The sequence below is a fragment of the Alistipes sp. HGB5 genome (assembly GCF_000183485.2).
GTDB classification, from domain to species: Bacteria; Bacteroidota; Bacteroidia; order Bacteroidales; family Rikenellaceae; genus Alistipes; species Alistipes finegoldii.
The window spans coordinates 36,287-56,441 of record NZ_AENZ01000069.1 but is presented as its reverse complement, the minus strand read 5'-3'; the positions used below and the strand labels follow the sequence as shown (position 1 = coordinate 56,441).

15 protein-coding genes are annotated in these 20,155 nt (G+C 62.7%); 6 read left to right on the top strand and 9 right to left on the bottom strand.

Annotated features, from left to right (window positions below; all coding sequences use genetic code 11):
* Nucleotides 1–119: 119 nt before the first annotated feature.
* From HMPREF9720_RS11920 to HMPREF9720_RS11905, 4 genes are read left to right on the top strand one after another with little or no spacing between them, the layout of a single operon-like run.
* Complete coding sequence (locus tag HMPREF9720_RS11920) at nucleotides 120–1,949, top strand: peptidase U32 family protein (protein WP_009598645.1); 1,830 nt, start codon at nucleotides 120–122, stop codon at nucleotides 1,947–1,949.
* A 9-nt stretch (nucleotides 1,950–1,958) separates the two neighbouring features.
* Nucleotides 1,959–5,012, top strand: coding sequence for a glycoside hydrolase family 2 TIM barrel-domain containing protein (locus HMPREF9720_RS11915; RefSeq protein WP_039940603.1), 3,054 nt, complete (start codon nucleotides 1,959–1,961; stop codon nucleotides 5,010–5,012).
* A gap of 12 nt (nucleotides 5,013–5,024) precedes the next feature.
* Nucleotides 5,025–6,053: a class I SAM-dependent methyltransferase gene (locus HMPREF9720_RS11910; protein WP_009598612.1), complete on the top strand. Its 1,029-nt coding sequence runs from the start codon at nucleotides 5,025–5,027 to the stop codon at nucleotides 6,051–6,053.
* 12 nt (nucleotides 6,054–6,065) lie between these two features.
* Entirely contained in the window at nucleotides 6,066–6,353 is a 288-nt protein-coding gene (locus HMPREF9720_RS11905) for a hypothetical protein (RefSeq protein ID WP_009598656.1), read from the top strand.
* Nucleotides 6,354–6,423: 70 nt separating this feature from the next.
* Here the strand turns inward: HMPREF9720_RS11905 and HMPREF9720_RS11900 are convergent, their stop codons facing one another.
* The 9 genes from HMPREF9720_RS11900 to HMPREF9720_RS11860 form a co-directional block, all read right to left on the bottom strand.
* Entirely contained in the window at nucleotides 6,424–6,996 is a 573-nt protein-coding gene (locus HMPREF9720_RS11900) for a chromate transporter (RefSeq protein ID WP_009598663.1), read from the bottom strand.
* A complete protein-coding gene (locus tag HMPREF9720_RS11895) occupies nucleotides 6,993–7,535 on the bottom strand; it encodes a chromate transporter (protein WP_014774535.1) in 543 nt (180 codons plus the stop codon). Before HMPREF9720_RS11895 ends, HMPREF9720_RS11900 begins: the two co-directional genes overlap by 4 nt.
* 2 nt (nucleotides 7,536–7,537) lie before the next feature.
* Complete coding sequence (locus HMPREF9720_RS11890; protein WP_009598609.1) at nucleotides 7,538–8,302, bottom strand: NADH ubiquinone oxidoreductase; 765 nt, start codon at nucleotides 8,300–8,302, stop codon at nucleotides 7,538–7,540.
* Nucleotides 8,303–8,313: 11 nt separating this feature from the next.
* Nucleotides 8,314–9,825, bottom strand: coding sequence for a hydrogenase large subunit (locus HMPREF9720_RS11885; RefSeq protein WP_009598583.1), 1,512 nt, complete (start codon nucleotides 9,823–9,825; stop codon nucleotides 8,314–8,316).
* Entirely contained in the window at nucleotides 9,822–11,222 is a 1,401-nt protein-coding gene (locus HMPREF9720_RS11880; protein WP_009598584.1) for a hydrogenase 4 subunit F, read from the bottom strand. Before HMPREF9720_RS11880 ends, HMPREF9720_RS11885 begins: the two co-directional genes overlap by 4 nt.
* Nucleotides 11,223–11,226: 4 nt before the next feature.
* Complete coding sequence (locus HMPREF9720_RS11875; protein ID WP_009598611.1) at nucleotides 11,227–11,856, bottom strand: membrane protein; 630 nt, start codon at nucleotides 11,854–11,856, stop codon at nucleotides 11,227–11,229.
* The gene (locus HMPREF9720_RS11870; RefSeq protein ID WP_009598662.1) at nucleotides 11,853–12,767 is read right to left on the bottom strand and encodes a respiratory chain complex I subunit 1 family protein; all 915 of its coding nucleotides are present in this window, start codon (nucleotides 12,765–12,767) and stop codon (nucleotides 11,853–11,855) included. The genes HMPREF9720_RS11875 and HMPREF9720_RS11870 overlap by 4 nt, the downstream gene beginning before the upstream one ends.
* A 2-nt stretch (nucleotides 12,768–12,769) precedes the next feature.
* Complete coding sequence (locus tag HMPREF9720_RS11865; RefSeq protein WP_009598588.1) at nucleotides 12,770–14,755, bottom strand: proton-conducting transporter transmembrane domain-containing protein; 1,986 nt, start codon at nucleotides 14,753–14,755, stop codon at nucleotides 12,770–12,772.
* 82 nt (nucleotides 14,756–14,837) lie between these two features.
* On the bottom strand, nucleotides 14,838–15,551 hold the full coding sequence (locus HMPREF9720_RS11860; RefSeq protein ID WP_009598661.1) for a 16S rRNA (uracil(1498)-N(3))-methyltransferase: 714 nt from the start codon (nucleotides 15,549–15,551) through the stop codon (nucleotides 14,838–14,840).
* Between the two features lie 95 nt (nucleotides 15,552–15,646).
* Between HMPREF9720_RS11860 and HMPREF9720_RS11855 the strand changes: the two genes are divergently transcribed.
* Both HMPREF9720_RS11855 and HMPREF9720_RS11850 read left to right on the top strand, forming a co-directional pair.
* Nucleotides 15,647–17,818, top strand: coding sequence for a M3 family metallopeptidase (locus HMPREF9720_RS11855; RefSeq protein WP_009598595.1), 2,172 nt, complete (start codon nucleotides 15,647–15,649; stop codon nucleotides 17,816–17,818).
* Nucleotides 17,819–17,854: 36 nt separating this feature from the next.
* Nucleotides 17,855–19,975: a M3 family metallopeptidase gene (locus HMPREF9720_RS11850; protein ID WP_009598589.1), complete on the top strand. Its 2,121-nt coding sequence runs from the start codon at nucleotides 17,855–17,857 to the stop codon at nucleotides 19,973–19,975.
* The last annotated feature ends 180 nt before the right edge of the window (nucleotides 19,976–20,155 follow it).

Sequence of the window (20,155 nt, the reverse complement as noted above, 5' to 3'; positions counted from 1 at the left end):
CAGGCGGGGCGCTATTCCGGGCGGCGGGGAATGCGGGGCAAACTCCGGCAGGGATATGTTTTTTCGGCTTCGGCTCCGTTTTTTGTCGGGGAATTTGTTATTTTTGCAAAAAATAAAGCATGAACTTCGTCGAACTACTCGCTCCCGCCAGAGATTTGCAGTCGGCCGTGGCCGCTGTGGATTACGGCGCCGACGCCGTCTATATCGGCGGTGCGAAGTTCGGGGCGCGCCATGCGGCGGGCAACAGCGCGGAGCAGATCGCCCGCGTCGCGGAGTATGCCCACCGTTACGGCGTGCGGGTGCATGCCACGCTCAATACCCTGATTTACGACGACGAACTGGAGACCGCCGAGCGGCAGGCCCGCGAGCTGATCGCGGCCGGGGTCGATGCGCTCATCGTGCAGGACATGGCTCTGCGGCGGATGGATCTTCCGGTCGAACTGCACGCCTCGACGCAGGTGTGCAACATGACGCCCGAACAGGCGCGTTTCTTAGGCGAATGCGGTTTTGCCCGCGTGATTCTCGAACGGGCGCTGTCGCTCGACGAGATCCGGGCGATATGCGCCGCGACGAACGCCGAAGTGGAGTGTTTCGTCCACGGGGCCATCTGCGTGGGTTACAGCGGCCGCTGTTTTCTGTCGCGGTCGATGTCCGAGCGGAGCGGCAACCGCGGCGCATGCAGCCAGCCGTGCCGCCTGACCTACGATCTGACCGACGGCAGCGGGCGCACCTATCTGGCCGGAAAACACCTGCTCTCGGTCCGCGACCTGAATCTTTCGGCACACGTCGGCGAGCTGCTGGATGCCGGCGTCAGGTCGCTGAAAATAGAGGGGCGTCTCAAAGACATCAATTATATCCGCAATACGGTGGCCTATTACCGCCGCGCGGTGGACGATGCGCTGGCCGTGCGGCCGCACCTGCGGCGTGCTTCGGCCGGTGAAAGCGTCGCGGACTTCACGCCCGATACGGCCAAGAGTTTCACCCGCGGGGAGTCGGAATACTTCTTTGCGGGCAAACGTGCTGGCGTCGCGTCGTTCGACACGCCGAAGGCCGTCGGCGAATATGCGGGCCGCGTGACGCGTGTCGAAAGGACCCGTTTCCGGCTCGACCGGGCGCATACGCTGGCCGCCGGCGACGGCATCTGCTTCCTGACGCCGCGCGGACTGGTCGGAACCAATGTCAATGCTGCCGACGGCGACTGCGTGACGCCCAACCGTATGGAAGGGATCGCTCCGGGATGCGAGGTCTACCGCAATTACGACCACCGCTTCAACCAGCTGCTCGAACGGAGCCGTACGCGGCGCGTGATTCCGGCCGCGGCCGTGGTGACGGCGTCGGCGGAGGGGGTGACGTTCCGCTATACCGACTGCGAAGGGGTGGCGGCTGTCGCCGAACGCCGCATCGCTTTGGAACCTGCGAATAATGCCGAAGCGAACGCCGCCGCCCTGCGGACGCAGGCCATGAAAAGCGGCGATACGATTTTTGCGGTGCGCTCGGCCGAGGTGCAGGGAGCCGAATGGTTCGTTCCGGCGTCGCTGGCGTCGCAGCTGCGTCGCGAAGGGCTTGCCGCCCTGCTGCAGGCCCGGCTGGCGCGGGGCGTCGAGCACCGGATTCTGCCTGAGGGCGCGGCGGAGTATCCGTCGGAGACGCTTTCGGCCGAGGAGAATGTCACCAACCGTCTTGCCGAAGCGTTTTACCGCGACCACGGCGTCCGGCAAATCGAGCGGGGGCTCGACCTCGCGGCCACGACCGCCGGGCGTCGGGTGATGCGCTCGGCCTACTGCATCCGCCGCGAAATCGGCGAATGCCTCAAGGAGCGGCCGCGGCTGAAGGGCGATCTTTGGCTGGAGCGCGGCGCGAACCGCTACCGGCTGGAATTCGACTGCGTCCGCTGCGAAATGAGCTTGGTGGACTGCACCCGTAAAGAGACTGCGAAACCAAAACCATAACCATAACCGATGAAAAAGACTCTCTTGATCCTTGCGGCGGCGCTTTCGGGCGCGTTGGCCGCTTCGGCCCAGACCGGCCGCGAATGGCAGGACCCTGCCGTCAATGAAATCAACCGTCTGCCGATGCACTCGACCTTTGCGGCGGGCGAGAGCATGCCGCTCGACGGCGTGTGGAAATTCCACTGGGTGCGCAACGCTTCGGAGCGTCCCTCCGGTATCTGGCAGGAGGATTACGACGATGCGTCGTGGGGCGCGATGCCCGTGCCGGGGATGTGGGAGCTGAACGGTTACGGCGACCCGCTCTACGTGAATATCGGCTATGCGTGGCGCGGCAATTTCGAGAACAATCCGCCGCACGTGCCCGACGCCGAAAACCATGTCGGTTCCTACCGGCATACGTTCGAGGTGCCGGCATCGTGGAGCGGCAAGGATATTTTTCTCTCGATCGGCTCGGCGACGTCGAACGTCTATGTCTGGATCAACGGCCGTTTCGTCGGCTACAGCGAGGACAGCAAGCTTGCGGCGGAATTCGACGTCACGAAATTCGTGAAGCCGGGCGAAAACTTGATCGCCCTGCAGATGTTCCGCTGGTCGGACGGCACCTACCTCGAAGATCAGGACTTCTGGCGCTTTTCGGGCATTGCCCGCGGCGTGACGCTGACGGCCCGCGACAAGGCGCACCTGAAGGACGTGCGCATCACCCCGACGCTCGACGCCGATTATAGGGACGCCCAGCTGCACGTCGAAGTGGAGACGACCCCGCGCGTGAAATCGGTCGGCCTGACGCTGCTGGATGCGGCGGGCGAGGCGGTGGCCGAACAGCAGATCATGCCGGCGGGCGGCAAAGCGGGGTGTCTCTTCCGTGTTGCCGATCCCGCGAAGTGGTCGGCCGAGGCGCCTAACCTCTATACGCTCCGGATCGACGTGTCTGACGGGCGGAACGTGACCGAAACCGTGACGCAGCCCGTGGGCTTCCGTTCGGTGGAGATCCGGAATGCCCAGCTGCTCGTAAACGGACAGCCCGTGCTGATCAAGGGCGCCGACCGTCACGAGATGGACCCGATCGGGGGTTATGTGGTGAGCCGCGAGCGGATGATCGAGGATATCCGCATCATGAAGGAGATGAACATCAACGCCGTGCGTACGAGCCACTATCCCAACGATCCGCAGTGGTACGAACTCTGCGACGAGTACGGCATTTATGTCGTGGACGAAGCGAACGTCGAGTCGCACGGCATGGGCTACGGCGAAGAGACGCTGGCCAAGGTGCCCGCCTTCGCGCAGGCGCATATGGAGCGCAACCAGCGCATGGTGCTGCGCGACAAGAACCACCCCTCGGTCATCGTCTGGTCGATGGGCAACGAGGCGGGTATGGGGCCTAACTTCGAGGCCTGCTACCGCTGGATCAAGGATTACGATGCGTCGCGTCCGGTGCATTACGAACGCGCCGTGTACGATCGGGACGGTGCGTTTACCGACATCATCTGCCCGATGTACTGGGACTATGCGCAGTGTGAGAAATACCTGAAGAACAACCCCTCCAAACCGCTGATCCAGTGCGAATACGCGCATGCCATGGGCAACTCGATGGGCGGTCTGGACCACTATTGGAAGCTGGTGCGCCAATATCCGTCGTATCAGGGCGGATTCATCTGGGACTTCGTCGATCAGGGACTCGCCCGCTACGAAAAGAACGGCCGCGTGTCGTTCCTCTACGGCGGCGATTTCAACAACTACGACGCGACCGACAATTCGTTCAACTGCAACGGCATCATCGCGCCCGACCGCACGTGGCATCCGCACGCCTATGAGGTGAAGCGGCAGTACCAGAATATCTGGACCGAGCTTCTCGATCCGGCGCAGGGCCGCGTGGAGGTGTACAACGAGAACTTCTTCGTGGGGCTGGACGATTACGAACTGACGTGGGAACTGGTCGCCGACGGCCGGGTCGTGAAGGCCGGCCGTATTGGCGAACTCGATGTCGCGCCCCGGCAGCGACGCACCTATGCGCTGGGCTTTACCTCCGCCGATTTCTGCCCGCAGGCCAAGGAGCTGCTGGTGAACGTGGCCTACAAACTGAAAAACAAACAGCCGCTGTTGGACATCGGCCATACGGCGGCGCAGCAGCAGTTCGTCGTGCGTGAGTACGACTGCAAAGCCGGGTTCGGTCTTGCTGTGTCGGAACGTCCCGTCGAGGTGACTGCATGGGAGCGCGGCACGCGGGTTGCAGGCCAGACGTGGGAGATGTTCTTCTCGCGCGACGGCTTCCTCAGCGCCTACGACGTCGATGGCCGCGCACTGATGGCCGAAGGCGCCGAGCTGCGTCCGCAGTTCTGGCGCGCTCCGACCGAGAACGACCTCGGCGCAAAGCTCGACCGCAAACTCGCGGTCTGGAAGAATCCCGAACTGAAACTCACGAAATTTGACGCCGGTGTGAAGGACGGCGTGGCGGTCGTCGAAGCGCTTTACGAGCTTCCCGCCGTGAAAGCGACGCTGGCGCTGACCTACCGGATCAACGGCGCGGGGGAAATGGAGGTGACGGAACGGATGACCGCCGGCAAGTCGGCCAAGGTTCCCAACCTGCTGCGCTACGGCATGACGCTCACGATGCCGGCGCGTTACGACCGCGTGATCTACTACGGCCGCGGCGAACATGAAAACTATGCCGACCGGCTCTCGTCGGCCGATCTGGGACTTTACGAACAGCGTGTCGCCGACCAGTATCACGACGAATATGTGCGTCCGCAGGAGTCGGGCACCAAGAGCGACGTGCGCTGGTGGACCGTGGCCGACAGTTCGGGCACGGGGCTGACGATCCTCTCCGACGCTCCTTTCTCGGCATCGGCGCTGCCCTATGCGACGGCCGATCTCGACGTGTCGAACTTCCCGCCCCAGCAGCATTCGGGAACGCTCACGGCGCGCGACGCGACGTTCGTGAACTTCGATCTGCGGCAGTCCGGACTGGGCTGTATCGACAGCTGGGGACAACTGCCGGAGGAGCGGTTCCGGGTGCCTTACGGCGACTATACGTTCCGCTTCCTGCTCAGGCCGACGATAAAATAAAGAAGATTTTTTATGCAAGAACAGCTGACACCCGCTTTCGGGGATTACGAATTGATCGACACGGGCGATTTCGAGAAGCTCGAACGCTTCGGGCGTTACGTTACGCGGCGTCCCGAACCGCAGGCTATCTGGCGGCGGACGCTCTCCGAGGAGGAGTGGCGCCGTGCGGCCGATGCCTCCTTTCTGCGCGATACGCGCAGCGAGGAGCGCGGCGAGTGGCGTCTCGGTTCCGAAATGCCCTCGCGCTGGACGGTGGATTACGCCTATAAGGGGATGCGGCTGCGCATGCGGCTGGGACTCACCTCGTTCAAGCACGTCGGCATCTTCCCTGAGCAGGCCGCCAACTGGAATTTCATCTACGACAACTGCCGGGCGCTGGCGTCGGGCGGAGCCGCTGCGATGGGGATTGCGGGCGGAAAGGCGCCGGATGCGATGCCGGCCACAACCGCTCCTGCGGGCGCTCCGGCCACAACCGCATCCGAGGGCGTTCTGTCCGGAGCGGCGCCGAAGGGCCGGACTGCGCCGCGAAAACCGGTTACGCCCCGTGTGCTGAACCTTTTCGCCTATACGGGCGGCGCGAGCCTTGCGGCGCGTGCCGCCGGGGCGGAGACGACCCATGTCGATTCGGTGAAGCAGGTCGTGACGTGGTCGCGCGAGAATATGGAGCTGAGCGGGCTGGACGGCATCCGGTGGATCGTCGAAGACGCGCTCAAATTCGTCCGGCGCGAAGTGCGGCGCGGCAGCCGCTACAACGGCATCATCCTCGATCCCCCGGCCTACGGCCGCGGCGCCAACGGCGAGAAGTGGATTCTGGAGGAGAATATCTGCGAGATGCTCGCCTGCTGCGCGCAGCTGCTGGAGCCGCAGGGGGCGTTTCTCGTGTTGAACCTCTACTCGATGGGCCTTTCGTCCACGCTGGCCCGTACCGCCGTGCGGCAGGCCTTCGGCGCGCCGCTCGAAGAGCAGTACGGCGAACTCTGTTTCACCGACCGCGCAGGCAAGCAGCTGCCGTTGGGGACCTATTACCGTTTCATCCGCTAAAAGATTTCGATTATGGCTATTCTGACTCTGTTGTTCGGTTTGTTGAGCGGCTGCCTGCTGGCTGTTCTGGTGGGTATCATCGGCAGCCGCCGGCGCATCGGCTTCGGGCTGGCTTTCCTGCTGAGCCTGATCTTCACGCCGCTCGTCGGTCTGATCATCACCCTGCTGACCGATCCGCTGTCGGGCGGCGATCAGCGCTGGGGCTGTATCGGCACGTTCATAGCCGTTCTGGGGCTGTTGTGTCTCGGAGTCTTCCTGTTCCTGCTGCTGGCGGGTGCGGCGGTCGTCGCCGTGGTGTGATCGGCGACTGTTGGGAAAACATCGGCCGGGGCGTATGCGCTCCGGCCGTTTTTATAGGAGAGGGACGGGGTCAGAATACGTAATAGATCAGGATTCCCGCCGCGGCCGAGAGGGCGATCAACAGAATGGGATTCACTTTTTTGACCGAAGAGATGAAGACGCCGCCGAACAGCGCCCAGCTCCAGCCGTCGATGAAATTCTGCTCGTCGGGGGCTTTGCTATGGGGGAACATCAGCAGCAGCGCCGCCGACGCGATCATGCCGATCACCACGGGCCGCATGCCTTTCATGGCTCCTTCGACGAGCGGATTTTGCTTGAGCCGCAGGAAGAAGCGCGTGATGAGCAGCATCAGCGTCAGCGAGGGCAGGCAGACCGCGAACGTCGCCAGCGCCGCCCCCAGAATGCCGCACCACTCGTTTCCGGCCTGTGCGCCGACGGTATAGCCGACGTAGGTCGCGGAGTTGATGGCGATGGGGCCGGGCGTGATCTGCGAGACGGCCACGATGTCGGCGAATTCGGCGTTGGTCATCCATGCGTGCTGTACGACCACTTCGTTCTGGATCAGGGAGAGCATGGCGTATCCGCCGCCGAAGCCGAAGAACCCTATTTTGAGGTAGCTTGCGAAGAGTTGCCAGAAGATCATTTTTTTGCCTTTTTAGTGATGAGCAGCGTCCATGAAATGCCGATCGCGGCCGCGGCGATCAGGATGTAGATCGGCGACCAGCCCAGATACCATACGGCGAAGGCCGCCGCCGCGATGACGAAGAACATCGACCAGTGCATGCCGCGCGCGAGCGAAAAAACCGGCACCACGATCAGCGCAACGACAGCCGGGCGCATGCCCTTGAAGGCCGCGTCCACGACCGGATTGTGACGGATGTCGGCGAACATCAGGGCGATTGCGAGGATGATGACGAACGACGGCAGGACGCTGCCCAGCAGTGCCGCGACGGCACCTTTGAGACCCCGCATCTTGTAGCCGACGAATACCGAGGTATTGATGGCGATCGGTCCGGGAACCGACTGCGCGAGGGTCAGCAGGTCCAAGAATTCCTTGTGCTCGATCCATCCGCGCTTGGCGATCAGCTCCTGCTCGATGAGCGGCAGCATGGCGTATCCGCCGCCGAAGGTGAAAAGCCCGATCTTGAAGAACGAGGCGAAAATCGTTCGGAGTCGTTGCATGGTCATTCGCGTTTTTTCTTGCCTAACAGGTTGAGGATGCCGTCGATGAAGGTCATCGGATGCGTCGGGGCGCCCGGCAGCCAGAGATCGGCGGCGTGCGTATCGAAGAAGGTGCGGTCCACGGCGCGGCTGCCGGCGAACAGGCCGCCTGAACAGGCTTCCGAGCCGCAGACGACGAGGATTTTGGGGTTGGCAACGGCGTCGCAGCAGATCCGGAGCGCTTCGGCCATATTGACCGTGATCGGGCCGGACACCACCACGCCGTCGGCATGGCGGGGCGAGGCGGTGAAGCCGATGCCGTAACGTCCCAAGTCGAAATTGACGTTGCCCGTGGCGTTGAGTTCCATTTCGACCGATGCGTCGCCCCCGGCGCAGACCTCGCGCAGTTGGAGCGAGCGGCCGAAGTAGCGGCCGATTTCGGGCCGTACGGCCGCGGGGTCGAACCGCACGCACTTGTCGCCGGGCCGCACGACGAGTCCTTCGCGCGTCGGCGAGCCGATGCGGTAGTCGTTCGTGAAGCGGATATTGCGCGGCGCCGTGCGGGCGCATTCGCCGCAGAAGAGACAGCGGCCGAGGTCGAGCGAGAGCGGCGCGGTGGTCAGCGCCCCGGTGGGGCAGATTGCCGCTGCCCGTTCGAGGTCCGCGGTGTCCGGGGTTTCGGTCAGGTGGGGCCGTCCGCGGAACTCTTCGGTCAGTTCGACGGCGTCGAGATCGGGAATGTATTGTTTCCCGTGGCTGCGCAGTACTTTTATTTTCGGTAGTATCATGTCTTTCGTCTTTACAAATCGTGGCCGCAGTAGGAGAGGTTGAAACTCTTGTTGCAGATCGGGAAGTCCGAAATGCCTTCGCCGCGCACGGCCAGCGCCAGCGCCAGCCAGTTGTGCAGGCTGGGGTCCTTGATGCGGCAGGCGGCGATCCGGCCTTGGGCGTCGGTCAGCAGGACGTGGCACGTTTCGCCGCGCCATCCCTCGACCAGCCCGAACGCGAGCGAATCGGGTGCGGGCGGAGCGGCATAATCGGGTGCCGGCAGGCTCCCCGGCGTGTAGTCCGCCAGCAGGCGGTCGATATACCCGGCCGATTGCAGCACCTCGCGGCAGCGCACCATCAGACGCGCCATCACGTCGCCGTGGCGTTTGACGATGCTTTCGTGCCGGATCGTTCCTGCGAAAACGCCCCACGGGTGCGTGGCGCGGATGTCGCGGGCCGCGCCGCTCGCGCGGGCCGCCTGACCCACGCCGCCGATGCGGAGCATCTCCTCGCGCGGCACGATGCCGCACTGCTCGAAGCGGGCCAGCAGCGTCGGCGACGACTTGATGTCGCGGCGCACTTCGTCGTAACGGCGGGCGATCTGAGCGACGTTGCGACGGATCGTCTCCGCCTTTTCGGCCGTCAGCGGATGGTTCGTGCCGCCGGGGCGGATCAGCCCCTTGCCGAAGCGGTTGCCGCACCACGCCTGCGTGGTGTTGATCGTCATTGTCCGGAGCGCTTCGCAGGCCACCTGCCCCAGCTGGTAGCCGACGTCCATGCAGAGCGCGCCCGTGTCGGCGATCTGCATCGCCATCCGTTCCAGTTCGAGCGCCACGGCGCGTTCGACGCCGAGCCGTGCGGAGGGGACGCCGCCCGTGAGTTTCTCGACCGCCGACGCGAACGTGGCGGCATGGGTCACGGCGCTGTCGCCCGCGACGGCTTCCGCGAGACACATCTGCCGCAGGCGGTTGGCCGTAGTCTCGAATTCATGCTCGACGCCGCGGTGCTGGTATCCCAGCGCGATTTCGAGGTGGAGCACCTGCTCGCCGTTGCAGATGAAGCGGAACGCGCCCGGTTCGATGATTCCCGCATGAATCGGGCCGACGTTCACTTCATGCAGCGAACGGCCCTCCATCGTGTAGAAGGGGTAGTTGTCCATCGTACTGCCGCGGTCGAACCGGTCGAACGGAAAACGCAGCGGCTTGGGCCACGGCATGCCGTCGAAACGCACACCGTAACGTTCGGCGATGTCGCGCTCGAACGGATGCACCTGCGGGTGCAGGGCCGTGAGCGAGGGGAGTTCCTGCTCGTCGTAGTACTCCATGGCGTGCGACGCGATCAGCACCTTGGCCTCCGCGTCGTCGAGCAGCAGGCAGAAGAACCGGAGCCGGTCGCCGAGCGGCAGGGCGAAATAGTGGGCTATATGGTAACGCGCGTCGGCCAGCTTGGCGGCCAGATCGGCGTAGAATTCGGCGTACGACGCTTCGGGAATTTCCGACAGCGGTACGGCGGGGGCTGTATTATCGGTTATATAATATTTCATAACGCGGCGATTTCGGTGATGATCCGTTGCAGAAGTTCCGGCTGCCACATGCCCAGCACGATGGCGACCGCGAGCAGCGACAGGGCCGACCACGAGAGTGCCTTGTGGGCTTTCGAGGGGTGCAGACGGTCCTGATTGGGCTGGTAGCAGAGCCGGATCAGACGCGATCCGAACGAGTAGATGACGATGCACATGAGCAGCAGCAGTCCCGCCACGAGCCACCAGTTCCGGTCGGTGATGACCTGCTTGAGGATCATCAGCTCGGAGACGAACAGCGGCGAGGGCGGGAAAGCCAGCAGTACGACCATGCCCGTCAGCAGGCCGACGGCCCCGACGCGGTTGATGCGGATGTAGTCGCCGATGCGGTTGATGCGGTAGCTGTCATACACCTGCCGTACGACGGCCATCTGCAGGAAGAGACTGCTTTTGACGAGCGTATGGCAGAATACGTGGAACAGCGCCGCCCATACGCCGATGCCGCCGATGCCCAGCCCGATGGCGGCGATGCCCATGTTCTCGACGGTGGAGTAGGAGAGGAAGCGTTTGTAGTTGTTGGTGCGGCGCAGGAAAAGCGCGCCCACGCCCAGCGAGAGAATGCCCACGATGAGCAGTACCGAGCGCACCCACGGGAAAACCTCCGTTCCGGCGAGCAGTTTATAGACGCGCAGCAGCGCGAGGAATCCGGCGTTGACCAGTCCCGTGGAGATCAGCGCAGAAGCAGGCGCGGGGGCCGCGAAATTGGCGTCTATGCCGACCGTGTAGAGCGGGAACAGCTCCAGTTTGCAGCTGTATCCGCTGAGAATCAGCAGGAAGGCCGTCTTCAGGTAGAGCGGGTTGCCCGACGAGGCCGCTTCGGCGACGGCTTCGTACGAAAGCGTTTCGCACTTGGTCGCGGCGGCCAGCAGCAGGATCCCCAGATAGGCCATGGCGATGCCCGTCGAGCAGACGAAGACGTATTTCCACGCCGCTTCGAGTGCCTGCGCCGTGCGGCGGTGGTAGATGATGCCCGCCGAGCAGAGCGTCGTCGCTTCGAGGAAAATCCACGTTACGGCGAGGTTGTTGGCGAAATAGGCTCCGGCGATGGCCGTGGTGAGCAGCATCAGCAGGGCGAAATAGAGACGGTAGGAGCGGAGGTCCTCCCCTTGCAGGTAGGCTTCCGAGTGGCCGAAGACGTACATCGAGACGACGACGAGCAGCAGGTAGAAGAGCGTGCCGAGCGCGTCGAAGGTGAAGAACGCGGCCGAGGTCGTGTCGTAAAGCCCGCCCCAGAGCAGCAGGCCCGCGGCGGCGATCTGAACGGCGTAGAAGAGTATGCCGGCGGCGAGAACCGCACGTTTGGTCCGGGCGAAGAGCGCCGCGACGGCGATCAGGATGCTGGCGATCAGGTAATATATCATGGCGTCAGTCCTTTACGTTGGTGAGTGAATCGGCGTCGTCGGCGTGTATCTTGCCGTCGATCTTGGTGAAGAAGATGCCCAGCATCAGCACCGAGATCAGGATGTCGAGCAGGATGGCGATGTTGATGAGCAGCGGCATTTCGACGCCTATGGCCATCGAAAAGAGGAAAACGCCGTTCTCGATCACCAGAAAGCCGACCATGTGCGAGAAGATGCGCGAGCGCAGGACGATCAGGATCAGGCCGCTCAGCAGGGCGTATAACGCCACGCCGAAGAATACGAGGTCGATGGCCGAGTCGGCGATGTAGTAGGTGATCGAGGCGCTGACCGCCAGCGCCATGAGCGACAGCAGGAGCGAACCCGACTGCGACGATCCGGAGCGGCGTACGCGGTTGATCTTGGTTTTGCGGATCATGGCGAAGAGGATGGCCGGGACCAGCAGGGCCTTGAACGCCAGCGTCTCGATGGCGATGAAGATCAGTTCCAGCGGATTGATGGCGTGCAGGCGCAGCAGGGCGACGGCGAAGAGAATCCACCCCTGCAGTCCGATGATCGACGCGAAGTTGCGGAAACGTTCGGTGATCGCCAGATAGACGAGCGTGATGACGTAGAGTATGACCAGCGGGAGTATCATTGGATGCTGATGTTTAGTTGCAGCAGGTAGCCCGTGAAGAAAACCAGAGCCGCCAGAGCCGCGATGGTGAGAATGAATGTGGTGTTGCGCGAGAGTTTGTTGCGGGCCTGCGTCGATTCGACCACGCCGACCGAGAGTCCGGTGAGGAGTACCGCCAGCGGCGCCGCGGCCCACCAGTGGGGGCAGAGCGCCGCCGTCACGGCGTCGGCCGCCAGCATCGAGAGCGCCGCGGTTTTGAGCCACCCGGCGATTTTGATCATGCCGAGGTCCGTGCCGCAGTAGTCGAGGCACATCACTTCGTGGATCATCGTCAGTTCGAGGTGGGTGCGGGGATCGTCCACCGGTACGCGGCCGCTTTCGGTGAAGACGATCTTCACCAGCACGTAGGCCGTGAGCACCAGCAGGACGGTCAGCTGCAGGTCGCCCGTCGCCGCTTCGGCGAAGATTCGGGCGAACGACGTGTGGCCCGCCAGCAGGGCCAGCGTGCCGGCCGTGAGCATGAGCGCCGGTTCGACCAGCGCGCCGTAGAGGGCTTCGCGGCTCGCGCCCATGCCTTCGAACGAACTTCCGGTGTCCATGGCGCCGAGGATCAGCGCGAAGCGGCCAAGAGCCATCAGGTAGGTGAAGCAGACGATGTCGCCGTCGAACGACAGCAGGGGTTTCAGCTCCCCGACGGGGATGAAGAGCGCGGCGACGATCGCCGAGCCGAGGTAGACCGACGGCACGGCGCGGAACAGCGCCGAAGCGGTCGTCGAATAGACCGCGCCTTTGCGCAGCAGCAGGCGCACGTCGTAGAGGTGCTGGGCGAAGCGGATGCCCCGGCGGCCCGCCAGCACGGCCCGCGTGCGGTTTATCAGGCCCGGAATGCAGACGGCCGTCAGCAGGATCAGGAGTGTATTGAGTGCCGTCATCGTCAGATCAGGTTAAAGATGGACAACAGGAATATCAGGACCAGAAACGCCAGTGCGAAGAGCACGTAGTGGTTGATCTTGCCCGTACGCAGGCGCATGGCGCGCTTGTTTATCACGCGTAGCAGTTCGACCCACCACGCCGCGAAAAGTTTGTCGAAGCGGTCCTTGTGGCGGATATCGAAGTTGTGCGCGGCAGGGAAAATCTCGCCTTTGCCGACGGCGCCGCCTTCGCCGCTGTTCTGCGTGAGCGACGTGGCGATAGACTGCAGTCCTTCGGAGTAGGATTCGCCGCTGTACTGCATCCGCACGTTGGGCGAGGTGAAGCCGCAGCCCCATGTCGCGCCGTCGGTCACCTTGCGCGTGCGCAGGGCGCGGCTGCGAAGCCATGCCAAGAGTCCGACGACCAGAATCAGCAGCCATGCCGTGCGGCTGACGGCCGCCAGCGTGGGCGACAGCAGGTAGTCCGCCGCATCGGCGGGGTGGTGGATGAAAAATCCCGCGGCGCGGGTTACCGCGCTCACGGCGGTCTGCGGAAAGAGTCCGATGAAGAGAATTCCGGCCAGCGGCAGCGCCATAGCGGCGATGCGGAAATTATCGACTTCGGAGGCTTCGGCCACTTCGTGCGTGCGGGGCGCGCCGAGGAACACCGTGCCGTAGAGCTTGGTGAAGGCCAGAATCACAACTCCGCCGATCAGCGCCAGTGCAGCCAGTCCGGCCGCCGAAGCGAGCACGTCGCTGCCCGAAGCGATGCCGTCGAGCATGCCGAGGTAGATCAGCAGTTCCGAGACGAACCCGTTGAGCGGCAGCAGGGCGCAGATGGCCGTCGTGCCGGCCAGAAACAGCAGGCCCGTGACGGGCATGTGCCTGCCCAGCCCTCCCAGCGCATCGAGCGAGGTGGTGTGCGTTTGGGAGAGTATGTTGCCGGCTCCGAAGAAGAGCAGCGATTTGAACAGCGAGTGGTTGAGTGTGTGGAGCAGTGCGCCCGAAAGTCCGCAGATCGCCGCGAGCTGGTTGCCCGAACTCTTGCCCAGCGCCGCGATGCCCAGTCCGATCAGGACGATGCCGATGTTTTCGATCGACGAGTAGGCCAGCAGCCGCTTCACGTCGTTCTGCGCCGCGGCGAGGATCACGCCCCAGAGTCCCGTGACGATGCCTGCGACGAGCAGGATCAGGCCTGCGGTGCGGAGCGTCGGCAGGTCGGCGATCTGCGCCGTGACGCGCAGGATGCCGTAGACGCCCGTCTTGATCATCACGCCCGACATCAGGGCCGAGACGTGCGACGGGGCGGCGGGATGCGCTTCGGGCAGCCAGACGTGCATCGGGAACATGCCGGCTTTCATGCCGAAGCCTGCGAGGAAGACCACGAACAGCGGCAGGGCGGGCTGCGTGCGGAAATATTCGCCCAATAGGGCGAAGTCGGCCGATCCGCAGACGCTGTCCAACCGCACGAAGCCGATGAGCAGCAGGGCGAATCCCACGTGCATCATGATCACGTAGGCCAGCGCGGCGCGGCGCACTTCGCGGCGCTCGGCGTCGAACAGGATCAGCAGGAACGATGCGACGGTCATCAGCTCCCAGAAAAAGAGGAATGAAAATCCGCCTTCGGAGGTCACTACGCCCAGCATGGCGTAGAACATCGTCGCCAGCGCGGTGTAGTGCAGCGAGATGTGGGCCGGGGATTTGCGTCCGAGGTAGTGCGCGAGATATCCCCGCGAGTAGAGCACCGCGGCGACGGCCCCGACCGAGACGATCAGCGCGAACAGCGCCGAAAGAGGGTCCATCGAGCCTGCGTCGCTTCCGAAGAGGAAGACGTCGGTCGCCCACAACCGTACGGTATGTCCGCCGGCAAGCACTCCGACGGCTGTTGCCGACGCCCAGAGCGCCCCCGCCGCGACGACTGCCAGCGTCGCCCACACCTTGGCCTTGAGAGGGGCGGCGAATATCAGCGCCGTCACCACCGCCAGCGCGAGAAGTGAATAGAGAAACATGAGCTATTTGTGTGTAATTATACTGTTTATACCGTGCCGCCTTGCGGCGGAACCGGCGATGCGGACCGTTTTGTCCGTATCGCTAACCGTTTGCCACGGAGACCATCACCACTGCGGCCACTGCAGCCGTTTCGGTGCGCAGCCGCTGCGCGCCGAGGGTTATCTCCTCGAATCCGTTCGCGCGTGCGAAGGCGATCTCTTCGGGCGAAAAATCGCCTTCGGGACCGATCAGGATCAGCGCCGCCTCGCCCCTGCGGAGCGTCGCCGGGAGGTAGGCTTTGCCTTCGGGCGACTGCGCCGGGGCGCAGTGGGCAATGAACTTGCGCCCTTCGAAAGGCATGGCCGCCGCTTCGCCGAAAGGCGTGAGCGGACGCAGCGTGGGACGGTAGGCTTTGAGCGACTGCTTCATGGCCGCCGTGATGACCCGTTCGCCGCGTTCGGGCTTGAAGACCCGGCGTTCGCAATGCTCGGTTTCGAGCGGGATGATCGTGCCGACACCCACTTCGGTCGCCTTTTCGAGGAACCATTCGAAGCGGTCGGCGTTCTTGGTCGGCGCAACGGCCATCGTCAGCGAATAGGGGAGCGCCTCCCACCCGGCGCGGGTCTCCGTGACGCGCACCGTGCAGCGTTTCGGATTGTCGTCCGTAATCTCGCAGCAAAATAAATTGCCCCTCCCGTCAGTTATATGAAGGGTATCTCCGCGTCCCAGACGCAGCACCCGCACGCAGTGTTTCGACTCCTCTTCGCTCAGCGTATGGAGGGGCGGCGTGATGTCGGGGGCGTAAAAAAGTTGCATACCTCTTATAATTTACTAACTTTGCAACATTGTACGGATGCCTTGCGCGCGTCCGTATTTTCAGCTCGCAAAGTTACATAAAATAACATGAATAGATGAAACGTATTGCAGGTTTATTCACAACACTCTTACTGCTTATGGCACTTGCGTCATGCAACTCCCCGAAAAGCGCCGGGGAGAATCCCTTCTTCACCCAGTGGGACACGCCTTTCGGCGTGCCGCCCTTCGATAAGATCCGCGCCGAACACTTCATGCCCGCCTTCGAGCGCGGCATGTCGCTGCACGACGCCGAGATCGACGCCATCACCTCGAACAACGACGAGCCGACGTTCGAGAATACGATTCTGGCTTACGACAACGCCGGACAGATGCTCGCGCAGACCGAGCTGATTTTCGGCATGCTCTGCGCCGCCGAGACCAACGAACGGATGCAGGCCCTGCAGGAGCAGGTGATGCCCCTGCTCTCGGCGCACCGCGATAAGATCCGGCTCGACGAGAAACTTTTCGCCCGCGTGAAGGATGTCTATGACCGGCGCGCGTCGCTGGGACTCGACGCCGAGCAGAGCCGACTGCTCAGGAAGACCTACGACGCTTTCGTGCGCTCCGGCGCCCTGCTCGACGCCGGACAGAAAGCCCGGCTGAAGGAGATCAACGGCGAGCTGTCGCTTACGGCCGTGAAGTTCGGCAACAACATTCTGGCCGAGAACAACAACTTCGCACTCGAACTGACGGCGGACGATCTGGAGGGACTGCCTTCGGGCGTCCGCGACGCCGCGCGCGAGAAGGCGCAGGCGATGGGCAAGGGCGACAAGTGGGTCTTCACGCTCCATAAGCCCAGTCTGATTCCGTTCCTGACCTATTCGGCCAAGCGCGACCTGCGCGAAAAGATCTACAAGGCCTACCTGAACCGCTGCAACAACGGCGATCAGTACGACAACAAGCAGCTCATCAACGACTTCATCCGTCTGCGTACGGAGAAGGCCAAGATGCTGGGCTATCCGTCGTACGCCGCCTATGTCGTGGCCGACGAGATGGCCGGTACGACCGATGCGGTCTACGCGCTGCTGGACCAGATATGGACGCCGGCGCTCGACCGCGCCGGGGAGGAGCTGGCCGAGATGGACAAACTCCTGCAGAAGGACGTTCCGGGCGCGACGTTCGAGTCGTGGGACTGGTGGTATTATGCCGAAAAACTGCGCAAGCAGAACTATGCACTCGACGAGGAGATGCTGCGTCCCTATTTCTCGCTCGAAAACGTGCAGGGCGGCATCTTCTACCTCGCCAACCGGCTTTACGGCATTACCTTCCAGCCCATCGTGGCGCCGCTCTACCATCCTGAGGCGATCGCCTACGAGGTGCTCGACGCCGACCAGTCGCATCTGGGCGTGCTCTATTTCGACTTCTTTCCGCGTGACGGCAAGAGTCAGGGGGCGTGGTGCGGCAACTATGTCGAACAGACCTACCGGGACGGCGAGCGCGTCGCTCCCGTGGTGAGTATCGTCTGCAACTTCACCCGTCCGGTGCGCAACACCCCTGCGCTGCTGACGCTCGACGAGACCGAAACGCTCTTCCACGAATTCGGCCATGCGCTCCATTTCCTGTTCCACGACGTGAAATACCGCGGACTCACGGAGGTCGAGGGCGACTTCGTGGAGCTTCCGTCGCAGATCATGGAAAACTGGGCTTTCGAACCCGAAATGCTGAAACAGTACGCCGTGCATCACCGTACGGGCGAGGTGATTCCCAAATACCTCGTCGATAAACTGCGCAGGAGCGAACTCTTCAATCAGGGTTTCGCCACTACGGAGCTGATCGCCGCGTCGCTTTCCGACATGGACATCCACTCGACCACCGACTACGAACCGTTCGACCCGATGGTCTTCGAACGCCGGGCGCTCAACGAGAAGCGCGGCCTGATTCCGCAGATCGAACCCCGCTACCGTTATCCCTATTTCAGCCATATTTTCGACGGCGGCTATTCGGCGGGCTACTACTTCTATACGTGGGCCGAAGTGCTCGACAAGGATGCGTTCGCAGCCTTCCGCGAGAGCGGCGACCTGTTCAACAAGAAGATCGCCGCCGATTTCCGCACCAAGATCCTCGCCCGCGGCGGTTCCGAGGACGGCATGACGCTCTACCGGGCCTTCCGCGGAGCCGATCCCGACAAGCGGGCGATGCTCCGCGGCCGCGGCCTGCTCGCCGAACCCGATCCGCAGCCGGACGAAGAGACCCCGATCCCCCTCGAACCGGAATCGGACGGGCAATAGACGAATCGTGAAAAATAACCCAATATTTGCAGTAACATGAAAAAAGCACTTATCATTATGACCTTTTCAGCTATGGCGGCAGGCTGCGCCGACAATTCGATTACCAAAGCGCAGCTGCCCGAACTGGATACGACCAACCCCTTGCTGGCGGAGTGGAACACGCCCCACCAGACGCCGCCGTTCTCGCAGATCGAGCTTTCGGATTACGAGCCTGCGTTCGATGCGGCCATCGCCTGCTCGCGCGCCGAGATCGAGGCGATCGTCAATAACCCCAAGAAACCGACCTTCGGCAACACCATCGTGGCGCTGGAGCGTCAGGGGGCGCTGCTCGACCGCATTTCGGGTGTTTTCTACAACCTGCTCGAAGCCGCGACCTCGGACCAGATGCAGGAGATCGCGCTGCGCGTTCAGCCCAAGCTCACCGAGCTGTCGAACGACGTTTCGCTCAATCCGGAGCTTTTCGCCCGCGTGAAGGCGGTTTACGAGAAACCCGGCCGCGGTCTTTCGAAAGAGGACAGGAAACTGCTGGAAGACACCTACCAGAGCTTCGCCCGCAACGGCGCCGCCCTTTCGGACGCCGATAAGGAGCTTTACCGCAAGTATACCTCCGAGCTGTCGGCCGCGACCCTGCAGTTCGGCCAGAACGCGCTGGCCGCGACCAACGCCTTTACGATCAACATTACCGATCCTAAGGTCGTTGCCGAACTGCCCGCATTCGTCCGGGAGGGTATGGCCGCCGACGCCAAGGCGCGCGGCGAGAAGGGCTGGACCGTGACGTTGCAGGCGCCGAGCTATGTGCCGTTCATGACCTATTCGTCGAACCGCGCCCTGAAGGAGAAGCTCTGGCGCGCCTACAATTCGCGCGCGCTGGGCGGCGAGAACGACAACACGCAGATCGTGAAGCAGATCGCCAACCTGCGCCTGAAGATCGCCAACCTGCTGGGTTACAAGTGCTACGCGGATTACGTCCTCGAACGCCGCATGGCCGAGAATACTCCGACCGTCACGGCGTTCCTCGACGAACTGCTCGGCGAGACCAAAGCCTATGCCGACAAGGATTACCGGATGATCGGCGACTATGCCGCCTCGCTCGGCTTCAAGGGCCAGCTGATGCCGTGGGACTGGGGCTATTACAGCGAAAAATACAAGGACGAGAAATATGCGCTCAACGACGAGGTCGTGAAGCCCTATCTGAAGCTTGAAAACGTCAAGAAGGGCGTGTTCATGCTCGCCAACAAGCTTTACGGCCTGAATTTCACGCCCAACGACAAGATCGAGGTCTATCATCCCGACGTGACGGCCTATGACGTAACCGACGAGAACGGCCGCTTTATGGCCGTGCTCTACCTCGACTTCTTCCCCCGCGAGTCGAAGCGTTCGGGTGCGTGGATGACCGAATTCCGCGGCACGAAGATCGAGGACGGCGAGGAGACCCGTCCGCTGGTGTCGCTGGTGATGAATTTCACCAAACCCACCGAGACCGCGCCGTCGCTGCTGACGTTCGACGAGCTGGAGACTTTCCTCCACGAGTTCGGACACGCCCTGCACGGCATGCTGGGCGAGGGCAAATACGAGTCGCAGACCGGCACGAGCGTTTACCGCGACTTCGTGGAGCTTCCTTCGCAGATCATGGAGAACTGGGCTACCGAGAAGGAATTCCTCGACCTGTGGGCCGTGAACTACCAGACCGGCGAGCCGATTCCCGCCGAAATCGTGGAGCGCATTATCGCGGCGCAGAACTATCTGGCCGCCTACCTGAACGTGCGTCAGCTGTCGTTCGGCCTGACCGACATGGCATGGCATACGATCACCGAGCCTTTCGAGGGCGACGTCGAGCAGTTCGAAGTGGCGTCGATGGCTCCTTCTCTGGTCCTGCCCGTCGTGCCGGGAACGGCGATGGCTCCGGCTTTCGGCCACATCTTCTCAGGCGGTTACGCTGCCGGCTATTACGGCTACAAGTGGGCCGAGGTGCTGGAAGCCGACGCTTTCTCGCTTTTCAAGGAGAAGGGCATCTTCAACCGCGAAGTGTCCGGATCGTTCCGTGAGAACATCCTTTCGAAAGGCGGTACGGAGCATCCGATGGAGCTGTACGTACGCTTCCGCGGCCACAAACCGGAGACTAAGGCGCTGATCGAAAAGATGGGGCTGGGTAAGTAAGACCGCCGCATCCGGGACAAATGAAAGGGAACCTTCCGAGAAGGTTCCCTTTTGTTTTATTTCTTGTCCGAAAAATATCAATTTGTCAATATTTTGCTAAATTTGCGGTTGGGATTGAGAGTTTGATATAGAATTAACACTTGTACTATGCCTCTTGACAAACTGAATGCGGCGCTGATC